General features: G+C 72.3%; 14 protein-coding genes. 3 read left to right on the top strand and 11 right to left on the bottom strand.

Annotated features, from left to right (window positions below; all coding sequences use genetic code 11):
• Positions 1-125: 125 nt before the first annotated feature.
• The 11 genes from ACFVJQ_RS15940 to ACFVJQ_RS15890 form a co-directional block, all read right to left on the bottom strand.
• A complete protein-coding gene (locus ACFVJQ_RS15940) occupies positions 126-1,409 on the bottom strand; it encodes a PucR family transcriptional regulator (protein ID WP_385784241.1) in 1,284 nt (427 codons plus the stop codon).
• Between the two features lie 111 nt (positions 1,410-1,520).
• Positions 1,521-2,420: an ABC transporter permease gene (locus ACFVJQ_RS15935; protein ID WP_385513105.1), complete on the bottom strand. Its 900-nt coding sequence runs from the start codon at positions 2,418-2,420 to the stop codon at positions 1,521-1,523.
• A complete protein-coding gene (locus tag ACFVJQ_RS15930) occupies positions 2,407-3,195 on the bottom strand; it encodes an ABC transporter ATP-binding protein (protein ID WP_385513106.1) in 789 nt (262 codons plus the stop codon). The genes ACFVJQ_RS15935 and ACFVJQ_RS15930 overlap by 14 nt, the downstream gene beginning before the upstream one ends.
• Positions 3,196-3,255: 60 nt before the next feature.
• A complete protein-coding gene (locus ACFVJQ_RS15925) occupies positions 3,256-4,422 on the bottom strand; it encodes an ABC transporter substrate-binding protein (protein WP_385513107.1) in 1,167 nt (388 codons plus the stop codon).
• The gene (locus tag ACFVJQ_RS15920) at positions 4,409-5,671 is read right to left on the bottom strand and encodes a sulfate adenylyltransferase subunit 1 (RefSeq protein WP_385513182.1); all 1,263 of its coding nucleotides are present in this window, start codon (positions 5,669-5,671) and stop codon (positions 4,409-4,411) included. Before ACFVJQ_RS15920 ends, ACFVJQ_RS15925 begins: the two co-directional genes overlap by 14 nt.
• 133 nt (positions 5,672-5,804) lie before the next feature.
• A complete protein-coding gene (cysD, locus tag ACFVJQ_RS15915; RefSeq protein WP_385784236.1) occupies positions 5,805-6,713 on the bottom strand; it encodes a sulfate adenylyltransferase subunit CysD in 909 nt (302 codons plus the stop codon).
• Entirely contained in the window at positions 6,710-7,246 is a 537-nt protein-coding gene (gene cysC, locus ACFVJQ_RS15910; protein WP_385513183.1) for an adenylyl-sulfate kinase, read from the bottom strand. The genes cysD and cysC overlap by 4 nt, the downstream gene beginning before the upstream one ends.
• Before the next feature lie 8 nt (positions 7,247-7,254).
• Positions 7,255-8,367, bottom strand: a complete 1,113-nt coding sequence (locus tag ACFVJQ_RS15905) for a sulfotransferase (RefSeq protein WP_385513109.1) — start codon at positions 8,365-8,367, stop codon at positions 7,255-7,257.
• A 107-nt stretch (positions 8,368-8,474) separates the two neighbouring features.
• Positions 8,475-9,560 carry a type III polyketide synthase gene (locus ACFVJQ_RS15900; protein ID WP_385513110.1) on the bottom strand — a complete coding sequence of 362 codons (1,086 nt, stop codon included), beginning with the start codon at positions 9,558-9,560 and terminating at the stop codon, positions 8,475-8,477.
• A gap of 378 nt (positions 9,561-9,938) precedes the next feature.
• Complete coding sequence (locus ACFVJQ_RS15895; protein ID WP_385784232.1) at positions 9,939-12,236, bottom strand: MMPL family transporter; 2,298 nt, start codon at positions 12,234-12,236, stop codon at positions 9,939-9,941.
• Between the two features lie 92 nt (positions 12,237-12,328).
• Complete coding sequence (locus tag ACFVJQ_RS15890) at positions 12,329-13,054, bottom strand: DUF2993 domain-containing protein (RefSeq protein ID WP_385513112.1); 726 nt, start codon at positions 13,052-13,054, stop codon at positions 12,329-12,331.
• Positions 13,055-13,128: 74 nt separating this feature from the next.
• Here ACFVJQ_RS15890 and ACFVJQ_RS15885 point away from each other — a divergent pair, with 74 nt between their 5' ends.
• The 3 genes from ACFVJQ_RS15885 to ACFVJQ_RS15875 all read left to right on the top strand — a co-directional run bounded on the left by ACFVJQ_RS15885 (position 13,129) and on the right by ACFVJQ_RS15875 (position 15,509).
• Positions 13,129-13,749 carry a TetR family transcriptional regulator gene (locus tag ACFVJQ_RS15885; RefSeq protein ID WP_385513113.1) on the top strand — a complete coding sequence of 207 codons (621 nt, stop codon included), beginning with the start codon at positions 13,129-13,131 and terminating at the stop codon, positions 13,747-13,749.
• Positions 13,750-13,896: 147 nt separating this feature from the next.
• Positions 13,897-14,670: an IclR family transcriptional regulator gene (locus ACFVJQ_RS15880; RefSeq protein ID WP_129800929.1), complete on the top strand. Its 774-nt coding sequence runs from the start codon at positions 13,897-13,899 to the stop codon at positions 14,668-14,670.
• Positions 14,667-15,509, top strand: coding sequence for an SMP-30/gluconolactonase/LRE family protein (locus tag ACFVJQ_RS15875; RefSeq protein WP_385784226.1), 843 nt, complete (start codon positions 14,667-14,669; stop codon positions 15,507-15,509). The genes ACFVJQ_RS15880 and ACFVJQ_RS15875 overlap by 4 nt, the downstream gene beginning before the upstream one ends.
• Positions 15,510-15,604: the final 95 nt, after the last annotated feature.

The raw sequence follows: 15,604 nt of genomic DNA, 5'->3' as shown, positions 1-15,604 counted from the left end.
GGGGGCGCGTGACAACGGGGCGTTCTCCTCAGCAGTCAACGGCGGCCGGACGGCTTGGGCTTTGGGCCGGCGGCCCAAAATCCCACCGGTCTTTGTGACCCGCGTCCCATCCCCACCCGGATGTGTTAGAAGGGTCCGAGCAGCCGGGTGATCTCCAACGCCAGCCGCAGCTCCAGGGCGTCGGCGTCCAGCGGACGGCCCAGCAGCTCCACCGCCCGCCGCACCCGATACGTCACCGTGTTCCGCGCAACGAACAACCGTTCCGCAGCCCCCTGCGGACTCCGCCCCTCCGCGAGATACACCCGCAGCGTCTCCCGCAGCTCCCGCACCCGCGGATCATCACCCCCCAGCGCCCCGAGAACCCGCGCCGCAAACCACCGCGCATGCTCCACGTCGGCCGTGAGCAGCGCCGCCGTACTCACGTCGGCGTAGTCGCACAGCCAGCCCGTACGGCCCAGCCGGGCCACCCGTTCCGCCTCCCGGGCGCCGCGGTGGCTGCGCCGGAAGCCCTCGGTGGCGTAGCCCACCGGGCCGAGCGCGGCACGCAGCGGCCGGCGTTCGGGGACCTGGCGGGGCAGCCGGGCCAGGACGTCGCGGCGCGGCTCGGACGGCCAGCACATCCACGCCCACAGCTCGGCGCTGCCCGCCGCCACGTTGAGCAGCTGCTCGGCGCCGGCCGCCCGGCACAACTCGGCGGCCAGCAGCCGCAGCTCCTCGGTCGAGGTGTCGGGAGAACCGGACGTGACGATCAACGCCACATGATGCCGGGCGAGTTCGTAGCCGAGCGTACGGGCGGCGACAGCGCCGCCGACCAAGCGCCCGGCGAGCAGCTCGTCCACGATCCGGCGGCGGGCCGCCTCCCGGCCGCGCCGCCAGCGGTCGCGCTCGGCGACGTACTCCTCGGCGAGTCGGCTGGCCTGGACGTCGGCGTACACGAACAGCAGCTCACTGACCCGATGCGTTTCCTGGACCCGGATCTCCTCCGGTTCCTTGCCCAGTGCCTCCATCAGCCGCCCGTGCAGGTAGGCGTGCCCGAGCCGGACGCCGCGCAGCACGCGGTCCAACGGCACGTTACGGCGGGCCAGTTCGGCGTTGCTCGCGACGGCCTCCGGCGGGACCAGGGCGGCGGTCGGCTCCGGCTCGGTGAGCAGGCCGGTCAGGGCGGTCAGGACGGTGGCCTCAACAGCACGCTGAAAGGGGACAGCGGCACCGGGCGCACCGTGCTCGGGTACCTGCCGCACGATGTGTGCGGCCATGTCCCGGGCGACCTCGAGGGCCCAGCCGGCGGGGCCGGGGCCCAGTGGGTGTTCGGCGGCGGCCAGCGTCTCGGGCGAGCACGCTGGTTGCGGCGGCACCGCGTCCGGCGCCAGCCGCAGCAGCCACGATCCCGAACCCGAGGGCACGCTCACCGGGTCAGTACAGCAGATGGCGCCGGTGCTCGCGCCCGGGGTTGCGCAGCCCGGCGCTGCGGGGTGCCGCTGCGCCCACTCGTGCCGCCCCAGCGGCACGACTGCCCGCAGCTACCCACGCGCCCCCGCCAACCCCCGCGACCGCAATACCCGTCGCTCCAGTGGTGCGAACAGCAGTAGGTCGACCGCGATGCCGACCAGGAGGATCTCGCCGATGGTGGCGAGGACCAGGGCCATGTCCTGGTAGGAGCGGGCGTTTTCCAGGAGTTGGCCCAGGCCCAGGCCCAACTCCGGGGAGCTGGCGATGAGTTCCGCGGCCATCAGGGAGCGCCAGGAGAACGCCCAGCCCTGCTTGAGCCCGGCCAGGTAGCCGGGCAGCGCGGCCGGCAGCAGGACGTGCCGGACCCGGGCGGGTCCGGTGGCGCCCAGTACCCGTCCCGCCCGCAGGTACAGCGGCGGCACCTGGTCGACGCCCGCCAGCAGCCCGTTCGCGATGGACGGTACGGCGCCCAGCAGGATCACCGCGTAGATGGTGGCGTCGGTGAGCCCGAACCACACGACCGCCGCCGGCACCCACGCCACCGACGGCAGCGACTGAAGGCCCGACAGCACCGGCCCGATCCCGACCCGCAGTGACCGCACCGCGCCGAGCAGCAGCCCCAGCGCGGTACCGATGACGACGGCCGCGGCGAACCCGAGGGCGCCGCGCTGCATGCTCGTCCACACCGTGGAGAACAGCGTGCCCTCGTACCACTGGTCGGACAGCGCCCGCCACACGTCGGCCGGCGACGGCAGCAGGTAGTCCGGTTTGAGCTCGGCCTCGTAGGCGGCCTGCCAGGCGAGCAGGACGAGGACGACGGCGGCCACAGGTGGCAGTACTCGCTCGCGCAGGATCTGGCGCAGGGGTGTCCGGGCGGGGCCTACGGGTGCGCTGTCCAGCGCGTCGAGGCCGGCCTCGACGGCCGCGGTCTCCTGGACCTTCCGGGTGGCGACCGTCTCACCGGCGGCCATGGCGTCGGATCTCCTCCCGCAGTGCGTCGGTGACCCGGGCCGTCAGTGCGGCCTCCGGGAGGTCGGAGTCGGTCCACTCGCGGGCGATCCGGCCGGGGCGGGAGGACAGCAGCACGACCCGCTCGCCGAGCCGGACCGCCTCGCGGACGTTGTGGGTGACGAAGACGACGGAGAGCCTGTTCTCGGACCAGATGCGGGTGAGCTCCTCGTGGAGCACGTCCCGGGTGATGGCGTCGAGCGCGGCGAACGGCTCGTCCATCAGCAGCACGTCGCCCTCCTGGGCGAGGGCACGGGCCAGGGCGACGCGCTGGCGCATGCCGCCGGACAGTTCGTGGATGCGCTTGCCGTAGGCGTCCTTCAGCCGGACCAGCTCGAGGAGCCGGCGGGCCTCCTCGGGCCGCTCGCGCCGGGGCACTCCGCGCAGCCGCAGGGCGAGTTCGATGTTCCGGCCGGCGGTGAGCCAGGGGAACAGGGCGTGGTCCTGGAACATCAGGGCGGGCCGCCGGCCGCCGGTGACCTCGATGGCGCCCGTGGACGGCCGGTCCAGGCCCGCCACCAGGTTCAGCAGCGTGGACTTGCCGCAGCCCGAAGCGCCGAGCACGCAGACGAACTCGCCGCGGCCGACGGTCAGGCTGATGTCGTCCAGGACCGTCTGGCGCCGTCCCGCGGTGTCGAACCACTTGGAGACGTGGGTGAGCCGTACGGCCGGTTGCTCCGCCTCGGCCAGGGCGACCGGGCGGGCCGGTGCGCCGGCCCGCAGCACCGTTTCTGACATGTGATCAAATCCTTTGCAGTACGGGCAGTGCTGCCCAAGAAGTCCGGTCGGTGTCGGGGGTCAGGTGCCGCGGTCGGCGACGCCGAGCCCGGCGTCGTCCACGGTCGGCTCGCCCTGCTGGGCGAGGACCCGGTTGAGGGGGCGCAGGTCGAAGATCCCGCGCAGGGCCGCCTGCGCACCGCCGCCCTGCGTGCCGTCCGCGCCGTGCAGGAGCCCGAGCCGGTCGGCCCGGTCGGCCTCCTCGGCGAGGGTCGCGGCGAGTGGGTCGTCGGTGAGTTTCACGTGCCGCCAGGCCGCGTCGAGGACCCCGCGCTCCAGTGGCCGTCCGGTCAGCGCATCGATGGCGCTGTTGACGGCCGTCTTGCCCTCGGCCGGATGGCTTTTCAGCCAGGCGTTGGTGCGTACCGAGCCGCGCAGCACGGCATCGACGACGTCCGGATGGTCCGCGAGGAACGACGGGGACACCACCACCAGTGCGGTGACGAACGCGCCGCCGTCCCACAGGTCCGACTCGTCGACGAGCACCCGCCCGCCGGCGGCGACCAGCTGCGCGGCCACCGGCTCCGGTACCCACGCCCCGTCGATCGCGCCCCGCCGGAAGCTGGTCGGGATCTCCTTGGACGACTGCCGCACCACCGTGACGTCACCGCGCCCGGTGCGCGGATCCACCTCCCAGCCCTGCTCGCGGATCCAGTGCAGCAGCGCGACGTCCTGGGTGTTGCCCGCCTCCGGCGTCGCGATCCTGAGCCCGCGGATGTCGGTGCCGCGCACCTTCGCGTCGGCGTCGACGACCAGTGCGACCCCGCCCGATGCGGCACCCGAGACGATCCTCAGGCCGCGGCCCTCGGACCGCAGGAAGCCGTTGACGGCCGGCGACGGTCCCATCCACGCGATGTCCACGGCGCCCGCGTTGAGCGCCTCCAGCGCCGACGGGCCGCCGTTGAAGACCTGCGTGCGCAGCCGGGTACCGCCCAGCTCGCGGGTGAAGTAGCCCTTCTGCACCCCGGCCAGCGGCGTGGCGTGCGTGACGTTGGCGAAGTAGCCGATGGAGACCTCGTCCGCCGACAGCGGCGGGCCCGTGCCGACGGCCGGCGCGGCCGCCGCCTCCGGCGCCCGGGACCCGTAGCCGCAGCCCGCCGCCAGGAACAGCAGCAGGAGCAGCGCGAGGGCCGCGCGGAGCGGACGCCGGGAGCGGCTGGGCGCCGGGCTGCGCTCAGACAGGCGCATCGGGGGTCCCCGGAGCTGTCGCGCCGACCATGCCTGCGGTCAGCGTGGCGCCGTCGGCCGGGTCGATCAGCACGAAGGAGCCGGTGCGCCGGCTGTCCTGGTACTGGTCGAACGCCAGCCGCTCGGCGGTGCGCAGCGCGACCTGGCCGATCTCGTTCAGGTCGAGCCGGCCCGGGCCCGGGATGCGGCGGACCACCGCGCGCACGGTGCGCGTGGTGTGCTTCAGCAGCACGTGGTCCCCGGGCCTGAGCGGGCGTTCGTGCAGATGGCACACGGCTGCCTCGACGTCCCGGGACAGCGTCGGCAGGGCCGCCGCCGGGACGATCAGGTCGCCTCTGGAGACGTCCAGGTCGTCGGCGAGCCGCAGCGCGCCGGACTGCGGTGAGCGGACCAGCTCGGCCGGGGCGCCCAGCACGTCGATGCCGGTGACGGTGGTGGTGCGCCCGGACGGCAGCACGGTGACCTTGTCGCCGACCCGCAGCACTCCGGCGGCGACCTGACCCGCGTAGAGGCGGACGTCACCGGAGCGGATGACGTACTGGACCGGGAAGCGGGCGGGTCCGTCGGTCACCTCGTCCGCGACGGGCACGTTCTCCAGGTGCGCGAGGACGGTCGGCCCGCCGTACCAGTCCATGCGCGTGGACGGCTCGACGACGTTGTCACCGGCGAGCGCGGAGATCGGGATCGCGGTGACCTCGGTAATGCCGAGGTCGGTCGCGAGCCGGGTGAACTCCCCGGCGATGTCCGCGAACACGGACTGCTCGTAGCCGACGAGGTCCATCTTGTTGACGGCGAGGACCACGTGCGGCACCCGCAGCAGCGCCGCCACGGCCGCGTGCCGCCGGGTCTGCTCGACCACGCCCTTGCGGGCGTCGACGAGGATCACCGTCAGGGTGGCCGTGGACGCGCCGGTGACCATGTTGCGGGTGTACTGCACGTGCCCCGGGGTGTCGGCGAGGATGAACCGGCGCCTGGGGGTGGCGAAGTAGCGGTAGGCGACGTCGATGGTGATGCCCTGCTCGCGCTCGGCGCGCAGCCCGTCGGTGAGCAGGGCCAGGTCGGGGCCCTCGCCGGAGGACGCGCGGGCGACGGCCTCCAGCTGGTCGGCGAGGACGGACTTCGAGTCGTGCAGCAGTCGTCCTACGAGGGTGGACTTGCCGTCGTCCACCGAGCCGGCGGTGGCCCAGCGGAGCAGGTCCGCCTCGGCCGCGGGGGCGGCGGAGGCGTCACGGTGCCGGGTGGTGGGCATGGGGTTCGCGTGTCCCTCCTGTGCGCCGGTCCCGGCGGTCAGCCGGGACCTGGCTTCCTGGAAGATGCCGCGCATCATCAGGGCGGCGGTGAAAAGCGGGGGGTGGCCGAGAGCTGTCACGTCCGCGGTCATGTCAGAAGTACCCCTCGCGTTTGCGGTCCTCCATCGCCGCCTCCGACAGCCGGTCGTCGGCACGGGTGGCGCCGCGCTCGGTGAGCCGGGAGGCGGTGATCTCGACGATCACCTCGTCGACGTCGGACGCCTCGGACAGCACGGCTCCGGTGCAGGACATGTCGCCGACGGTGCGGTAGCGAACCCGGCGCTTCTCCACCGGCTCGCCGTCCTTCGGGCCGCCCCAGTCGCCCGGCGCCAGCCACATGCCGGAGCGCAGGAACACCTCCCGGTCGTGCGCGAAGTAGATGGACGGCAGCTCGATGCCCTCGCGGGCGATGTACTGCCACACGTCCAGCTCGGTCCAGTTGGACAGCGGGAAGACGCGCACATGCTCGCCGGGCAGATGGCGGCCGTTGTACAGCTGCCACAGCTCGGGCCGCTGCCGGCGTGGATCCCACGTACCGAACTCGTCGCGCAGCGAGAACACCCGCTCCTTGGCGCGGGCCTTCTCCTCGTCGCGCCGCCCGCCGCCGAACACCGCGTCGAACCCGCCGCCGCTGATCGCCTCCAGCAACGGCAGCGTCTGCAGCGGATTCCGGGTGCCGTCGGGACGTTCGCGCAGCACACCCCGGTCGATGTAGTCCTGTACGGACGCCACATGGAGGGTGAGCCCATGTGCGGCCACCACACGGTCCCGGTAGGCGAGCACCTCCGGGAAGTTGTGCCCGGTGTCCACATGCAGCAGCGCGAACGGCAGCGGCGCCGGCGCGAACGCCTTCAGCGCCAGATGCAGCATGACGACGGAGTCCTTGCCGCCGGAGAACAGCAGCACCGGCTTCTCGAACTCGCCGGCCACCTCGCGGAAGATGTACGCCGCCTCCGACTCCAGGACGTCGGTGTGCCCGAGGCGGGCGGCCACGGTAGTCACAGCAGCCCCCGTTCCGCCATCAGCGCGTGCAGGGTGTCCACCGACTCGCCGACGGACTGCAGTTGCGTCTCCACCTTCGCGTCCGGTGACTGCGGCGGCTCGTACGGATCGTCGATGCCGGTCAGCCCGGACAGCCGCCCGGCGCGGGCCTGCGCGTACAGGCCCTTCACATCGCGTACGGCGCACACCTGGAGCGGCGTGGCGACATGCACCTCCAGATACGGGGTGCCGCTCGCCTCGTGCCGTTTGCGGACCGCCTCGCGGCTGTCGGCGTACGGCGCGATGACCGGGACCAGCACCAGGATGCCGTTGCGTGCCAGCACCTCGGCGACCAGGCCGATGCGCTGCACGTTGGTGTCCCGGTCCTCGCGGGTGAAGCCGAGGCCGGCGCTGAGGAACGTACGTATCTCGTCGCCGTCGAGCACCTCGACCCGGTGCCCCTCCCGGGTGAGACGGCTGGCCAGCGCCTGCGCCAGCGTCGTCTTGCCGGAGCTGGGCAGCCCGGTCAGCCACACCGTGGCGCCCTTGGTCAGCGGGGTCCTCATGCGCTGCTCCTTGCCGCCGTACCGGCCATGGGGACGACACCGTGCGCGGCGAGCACGGAGAACCCGGCGGCGCACGCCTGCTCCAGCTCCTCGCGCTCGGCGTCGGGCAGGTCCCGCCAGGACGACGAGGGCGCGCCCACCTTGGCCGCGCACCGGCGCTCCCAGTCGGTGTCCACGAAGTCCGCGCCGAGGAACTCGCCGATGCGGTGCAGGGACTCCTCGGGCGCGGCCAGCAGGTCCTCGTACCAGATGTGCAGCACGTTCTCCTGCGGCAGCGCGGACATCGCCTCCATGCCGCGCTTCATCTCGTCCGCCCAGTACGTGCCGAACAGCGAGACCGGGAGCCGGTAGTCGCGGACGGCACGGGCGTCGAAACGATCCGGCAGGAACGGCAGCAGCTCGTCCGGTACGAACCCGAGATCGCGTTCGGTGTCGGCGGACTGCTCCTCGGCGTACGGGTCGTGGCCGAGGGTGAGATGCAGCGCCATCACCACCGCGGCCATACGGAAGCCGGTGTGGCGGCTCATGGACAGCGCGGTGTCCCGGCCGTCGCGCACGATGTGCAGATAGCGGGCGTCGGGGAAGTGCTCGCGGAACTGCCCGGCGAGGATCAGCGAGCCGCCGCTGCGCTCGGCCCACAGGGTCTTGCCGAAGCGGGCGCACAGCCAGGCGAACAGGCGGTGGTAGTGCTCGCCGACACCGGCGTCCGGGAACTCGGCGACGGCCGCTTCGAGTTCGCCGTACAGCTCGTCGGGGGTGTCGGTGAGGTGGGGGAGGGTGGTCAGCAGGACGGCCGGGATGCCGGTGTCGGCCTGGAAGCGGCTGGTCGCCGAGGGGCGGTAGAGGACTTCCCTGGGGGCCAGTCCGTGGGCGGTCAGGAGTCGGTTGACGGTGTTGCGGGAGGACAGGACGTCCCAGAACTCCGCGGCCGTGAGGAGGCCTTCGGGGAAGACCCGGGCGGTGATCCGGTACATGTCCGTGAGGTGGTTGAAGAGCTCCGACAGGCTGAGGACCTGCGGGTGCTCGCGCAGCAGCTCGGAGACCAGGGTCGAGCCGCAGCGTCCGGTGCCGGTGACGAAGACCTGGCCCGGTGAGGTCGGGTTGGGCATGGCGCAGCTGTTCCTTCCGTGCGTCCTTGGGCGGTGTCCGTGGGGTCGTGCTGGAAGGTGCTTCGGGCGGGCCGACGGTGTGGGGCCGTGGCGCGGCCCGGCCGGTGTCAGGACCGGCGCAGCAGGGCCGCGTACAGCGTGAGGCCGGGGCCGAAGGCCATGGCGACCACCGGGCCGTCGGTGCGGGGCAGGCGCTGGAGGACCATGAGGACGGTGGGCGAGGAGCAGTTGCCGCACTCGTCGAGGACGCCGTACGAGGCGTCCAGCGCGCCGGCGGGCAGCTCGAGCCGCTCACCGACGACCTCGAGGATGCGCTTGCCGCCCGGGTGCACGGCCCAGCCGGTGACCTCCTCGGGCGTGAGCCCGTGCGGGGCGAGCAGCTGGTCGCGGACCACCTCGCCGACGTGCTGGGCGAGCACGTCGGGGACCTTCGGCGAGAGGCCCATCTTGAAGCCGAGGTCGGTGATCTGCCAGCTCATGTGGTCGGCGGTGCTGTGGTCGGTGACCGCGACGACGTCGATCACCTCGTAGCCGCTGTCGGCGTCGGGCTCGAGGACGACGGCCGCGGCGGCGTCCGCGAACAGCGCGTGCGCCACGATCTGTTCGATGTCCCGGGTGGGCGGCTGGACGTGCAGCGAGGTCAGTTCCAGGCACAGCAGCACCGCCGGCCGGCCGCGCGAGGCGACGAAGTCGGAGACGGCACCGAGCGACGGGACGGCGGCGTAGCAGCCCATGTGGCCGATGAACAGCCGCTGGACCTTGCTGGACATGCCCAGCTCGTCCGCGAGCCTCAGGTCGAGGCCGGGCGTGGTGTAGCCGGTACAGGAGGCCACGGCGAGCAGGCCCACGTCCGACGGGGCCAGACCCGCGGACTCCAGGGCGTCGGCGACGGTGCGCTTGCCGAGGGGCACGGCCTCCTCGATGTAGCGCTCCATGCGCTGTCCGGTGCTCCAGCCGGACACTTCCTTCTCGGCGCGCGGGTCCACGGCCGTGGAGCGGGAGCTGATTCCGGAATTCTCGAATATCCGGCGGGCCAGCGGAAAACCGTCGTAGTGGCCCAGGAAAAATTCCTGCCACAGGTCGTCCTGGCTGCTCCGGGTGCCCGGAAAGGAATGAGAGGAGCCGGTGATGACGGGGCGTGCGGCGGCGCGCAGCCCCCGGCGGGCAGGGGCGATTTTCTCTTCGAGCTGCATGCGTAATCCCTTTGCTTTTGGGCAGCGGAAACGGCCGCGTCGGGCCGACGGCGGGAGAGAGGGAATCGTGCGTGCTGATGGAATCCGACCCGGGCGCCTTTGCGCAGGCCAGAACGTCCATATGAAGATACGCCGAAACGGCGCACGGAAGATGAAAGAAAGAGTGGTCTGCTCTCCCCCGCTCGAACCGGATGTCGATTCGGTGCCCTCAGTCAAACACAGGGCTTCCGGCGGAATCAAATATTCCGGGGTTAATTTCCTCGTCGGTAACAATTAGCGGCTGAAAAACGCCAGCCTGCCTCTCGGTGAACCCGAGAGGCAGGCTGGTGTCGTGTTTTTCTGTTCGGTTTCGGTGTCCGGAATCGAGCCCCGGGTAATTCAGCCAGAACTTGCGTTGATTTCGGTCAGCGGCCGTGCGGGTTCCGCCCGGGGTGGTTCGTGCAGCCGGGCGCCCTCGATGTCCAGGTCGGGCAGCAGCCGGTCCAGCCCGCGCGGCAGCCACCAGGCGCCGCGTCCCACCATCGCCAGCACCGCCGGCACCAGGGTCATCCGTACGACGAAGGCGTCCACCAGCACACCGAACGCCAGTGAGAACGCGATGGGTTTGACGATGGCGTCCTCCGTCGTCACGAAGCTGGCGAAGACGAAGAACATGATGAGCGCCGCCGCCGTCACCACCCGCGAGGCATGCCCGGCCCCGTCGATCACCGCGTCCCTGGCCCGGCCGGTGCGCACCCACTCCTCGCGCATGCTGGACACCAGGAAGACCTCGTAGTCCATCGCCAGCCCGAAGAGCACGGCCATCAGCACGATCGGCAGGAAGCTGACGACGGGACCGGTCCGGGCCACCCCCAGCGCGTCGGCGAGCCAGCCCCATTGGAACACCGCCACGACCGCACCGAAGGACGCCGCCACCGACAGCAGGAACCCGACGGTCGCCTTGACCGGCACGACCAGCGAGCGGAAGACCAGCAGCAGAAGAATCAGACAGAGCCCGACGACGACGGCCGCGAACGGCAGCAGTGACGCGGTCAGCCGGTCGGAGACGTCGATGCCGATCGCCGTGGTGCCGGTGACGGACACGGCGGCGCCGGTCTCCCGCTCGATGACGGCCGCGTCGCCGCGGATGGCGTCCACCAGGTCCTGCGTGGACTCGTCCTGCGGTCCGCCCTCCGGCACGACCTGGATCACCGCCCGCCCGGACTCCGGCGCGTACTGCGGCTGACCGACCTTGACCACGCCCGGCAGCTCCTGCAGCCGTCCGGCCACCGCGGCCGCCTGCTGCTGCCCGGCCTGCCCCTGGGCGTCCGCCTCGGCGAGCACGAGCAGCGGCCCGTTGAAGCCGGGCCCGAACGCCTCGTCGACGGTGTCGTACGTCTCGCGCTGCGACGTCCCGTGCGCCGCCGTGCCGTTGTCGGGCAGCGCCAGCCGCAGATCGGCGGCGGGCAGCGCCAGGGTCACCAGGGCGGCGACGGTGCCGACGACGACGAGCAGCGGGCGCCGGCTGACGAGCCGGGCCCAGCGCTGCCCCATGACGGAAGCCTTTGCTGCGGCCTTCTCCGTGGCTTCCTCCGCGACTTCTTCCGTGGCCTTCTCCGTGGCTTTTTCTGTACTCCCCGCAGGAACCTCCCCCGCGGCAACCGCCGCCCGCCGCGCGGCCCGTGACCCCGGCCGGGGCGCGAGCCGTGCCCCCGCGAGGCCGAACAGCGCCGGCAGCAGCGTCACCGCGACCAGCACGGCGATGAGCACCGTCGCCGCCGCACTCAGACCCATGACCGTCAGGAACGGGATACGCACCACGAGCAGCCCGACCAGCGCGATGACGACCGTCGTCCCGGCGAAGACCACCGCGCTGCCCGCCGTACCGACCGCCCGTCCCGCCGACTCGCGCGGTTCCATTCCCTGGGCGAGCTGCGTCCGGTGCCGGGACAGCACGAAGAGCGCGTAGTCGATGCCCACCGCCAGCCCGAGCATCAGCGCGAGGCTCAGCGCGGTCGACGACACCGTCACCCCCGAGGACACCGCCAGCAGTCCGGCGAGCCCGGTGCCGACGCCGACGAAGGCGGTCAGCAGCGGCATCCCGGCGGCGAGCAGCGAGCCGAAGGTGATGGCGAGCACGGCCAACGCGACCACCACGCCGAGCAGTTCGAGGACGCTCGGGGTGAGCACGCCGTTGCCGTACGCCTGACCGCCGACGGAGACCTCCAGCCCCGCCTCCTCGGCGGCCTTGGTGGTCTCCTCCAGCGAGTCGAGCGCGCCGTCGTCCAGGTCGGAGCGGCTGACGTCGTAGTTGACCTGGGCGAGCGCGGTGCGCCCGTCGGGGGTCACGGTGCCGGCCTTGTCGGGCGGGATCACGGCGGCGACCTGCGGGGCGTCCTGCGCGGCGGTCAGTGTCCGCTGGATGCCCTGGGCGGCCTGCGGATCGGTGACTTTTGCGCCGTCGGGCGCGGTGAACACGATCTGGGCGCTGGTGCCCGCGGCCGCCGGGAAGTCCTCGGCCATCGTGTCCTGCGCCTGCTGGGATTCGGAGCCGGGAATGGTGAACTCGTTGTCGAGCTTGCCGCCCACGACGACCAGCGCGCAGACGGCGCCCGCCAGTACGGCCAGCCAGGCCGCCAGGACGAGCCGCCGTCGGCGGTAGGCGCCGAGACCGAGCCGATAGAGCCATGTCGCCACGGAGATGCTCCTCGTGCAGTAGTGGCTTGTGCGATGGGGGGCCGAAGACGGACGGGTGTCGGTGGGCCGGGGCGTCTGTCGGGCGGAGCGGGTCAGGCCTTCACGGTCGTGCTGCCTCCCGTCAGTTCCAGGCGCAGTCCGTCGGCGGTGACCGCGAGCCGCTCCGGCTCCAGGTCGAGGGGCAGTCCGGACAGGTCCAGCTCCTGCGGGGTGTCCCCGAGCAGCTGGCCGGCGAGGGCGTCGGGAACGATGCGTTCGCCGATGCGCACCGTGGTGCGTTCGAACCGGATGCCCTCCTTCTCGAGGACCGGCCGGAAACCGATGGAGATCCGCCCGGCCGGCCCGGCCTGCACGACCAGTTCGCCGCTGTCCGGATCGGTGGTCACCGCCGCAGCGCCCAGTGCACCCCCGGTCATCGTGGCGACGGCGTCGGCGAGCGCGGCGTCCGTCAGCTCGGCGCTCACCCGGGTGTCGGCCACCGACAGTCCGTCGCCGGTGCGGACCACATCGGCCAGTTCGGCGTGCAGGTCGACCCCGGAGAACCGGCGGAACGTCGCGCCCTCACCGGAGACCTCCACGTGGGAGAAGGACCCGCGGGCCAGTTGCAGCATCACCGGCGTCGGTCCGAAGCCCACGTCCAGCCCGGTGTGCAGCCGGCGCTCCATGCGGTCCGCGAGCCGGTCGGCCGCCTGGTGACGTGCCACCGCCTCCGCGACACCCCCGGCGGCCAGCACCGCGCCGACCACGCCCAGGGTGATCAGGCGGGCTCTGCGGGACACCCGCCCCCGGAACACACGCCCCCTCCGAAAAAGTGTCATGACTGACAGCATAGCGAAGGTGTCATGACTGACAGATTCTGTACCGTCGGTTTTCCGCCTGCGATACTCCTCACATGGCAACCCTCGACACCCCCTCCGCGGCGCCGCGCGGGCGTCGCGAGGCGCACAAGGCGGCGACGCGCAAGGCCCTCCAGGAGGCCGCCCACCGCATGTTCGAGGAACGCGGCTATGCGCAGACCACCGTGCGGGACATCGCGGCGGCCGCCGGGGTCACCGAGCGGACCTTCTTCCGCTACTTCCCCTCCAAGGAGGACCTGGTCCTCGACGAGGTCCTGGACCTCATCCCGGTCATGCAGGCCCAGGTGGCCGCCCGCCCCGCCGACGAGGACCCGTACGCCGCCGTCCTGGGCGCTTCCCTCGACCTCATCGCCGACGGCGGCCCCGGCCTGATGTTCAGCGGGCCGCCGCAGCGCTTCCCCGGCCAGCCGGTGCGCCAGTTCCTGCCGGTGCTCAGCCAGTTCGAGGACGGTCTCGCCGAGGCCCTGCGGGAGCGGCTCGCCGAGCACGATCCCGACGCGGCCACGCCGCTGCGGGCGGCCGTACTGGCCCGGGCCGCCGTCGGTGCGATGCGCTCCGCCCTCTTCGCGTACACCGCCCTGCCGGAGGAGGAACGCACACCGGCCCTGGCGGACGAGCTGCTGCGCACGGCGTTCGGGCATCTGCACGAGCCCTGAGCGCGGCGACCTGCACATCCGGCCGGTGCAGGCCCATTGCCCAGGCAAACACTCCATGAGTAGCCTGTGTTCGCCATTCCGATCGACAGTTGAAATTTCGAACGCAGCCGCAGACGCAAGTCTCAGACGCAAGGGAGGGGGCCGGTCGTGGGACGCCTCGTACCTGCCGTGACCCGGGCTCTCGACATCCTGGAGCTCTTCCTCGACGGGGACGGCACACTCTCCGCCCCCGACATCGTGCGCAAGCTACAGCTTCCGCGCACCACCGTGCACGAACTGGTGACCACCCTCGCCGCCAGGTCGTACATCGTCCAGGTGCCCGGCCAGCCGGGACGCTACCGACTGGGCGTACGCCCGTACCAGCTCGGCAGCCGCTACGCCGAACAGCTCGACCTCGCCGCCGAGGGCCAGCAGGTCGCCCGGTCCGTCGCCGAGACGTGCGACGAGACCGTGCACGTGGCCATCCTCGAGGGCACCGACGTCATCTACATCGCCAAGGTCGACTCCACCCACGCGGTGCGCATGGTGTCGGCGGCGGGACGTCGCCTCCCCGCCCACTGCACGTCCGTCGGCAAGATGCTGCTGGCCTCGCTGCCCGAGCCGGAGCTGACCGCACGCATCCCGGACGACGCCGACCTGGTCGCGATGACCCCGAACAGCATCACCGACCCGGCGGCCCTGCGCGAGGCCCTGGCCGGGATCCGGCAGCGGCAGATCGCCGTGGAGAGCCGCGAGTCCAACCCGGACGTCAGCTGCGTGGCCGCCCCGGTGCGCGACCGCACCGGCAAGGTGGTGGCCGCGCTGTCCATCTCCGTGCCCATGATCCGCTGGAGCGACGAGCGCCGCGCCGAACTGGAGCAGCTCGCCGTCAAGGGTGCCGCGGAGCTCTCCGAACGCCTCGGCCACCGGAGCGTGGCATGACGTACGAGGTGGCGGTACGTGCAGAGGCGACGCTCGGCGAGGGCCCGACGTGGGACCCGGCGACCGGACGCCTGATCTGGATCGACATCCTCGGCTCCCGGCTCCACACCTACGACCCCTCCTCGGGCGTCCGGACGGCCCGCTCGACCCCGCAGCACGTCGGCGCGGCCAAGCCCCGCACGAACGGCGGCCTGGTCCTCAACCTCCGCGACGGAGTCGGCCTCCTCGACCCGGACGGCTCCTTCCGCTGGCTCCACCACGACCCCGTCCCCGGCCGCCGCGCCAACGACGCCGCCGTCGCCCCCGACGGCACACTGTGGGCGGGCACGATGCGCTACGACGAGGCTCCCAGCGGCGGCACCCTGTCCCGGATCACCGGTGACGGCTCGGCCGACGTCGTCCTCGACGACGTGGCCGTGAGCAACGGCACGGGGTGGAGCCCCGACGGGCGGTTGATGTACTACGTCGACTCACCGACCCGCCGCGTCGACGTCTTCGACCACGCGGACGGCGGCGTGACGAACCGGCGCCCCCTGGCGGAGATCGAGGAGGGCGCCGGCTTCCCCGACGGCCTGACGGTCGACGCGGACGGCTGCGTATGGGTGGCCCTGTGGGACGGGGCAGCGATACGCCGCTACACCCCGACGGGCAAGCTGGACCGAGTGATCAACCTCCCGGTCCCCCGCCCGACAGCCTGCACCTTCGGCGGCCCGAACCTGACGGACCTGTACATCACGACGGCACGGACGGGGCTGGATACACCGACGCCGCTTTCGGGGTCGGTGCTGGTCATACCGGGGGCAGGAATGGGGTTGAGGCAACCGGCGTTCACCGGATAGGACGCTACCGCGGGCATTCGTGCCGCCCGGGGCGGCACGGGTGGGCGCGGCGGTACCCCGCCAACGCCGGGCTGCGCGACCCACCCCCGTCCGAT

The organism is Streptomyces sp. NPDC127197, from assembly GCF_042672405.1.
GTDB lineage: Bacteria > Actinomycetota > Actinomycetes > Streptomycetales > Streptomycetaceae > Streptomyces > Streptomyces flavusporus.
This window is presented reverse-complemented; position numbering and strand designations above follow the sequence as displayed.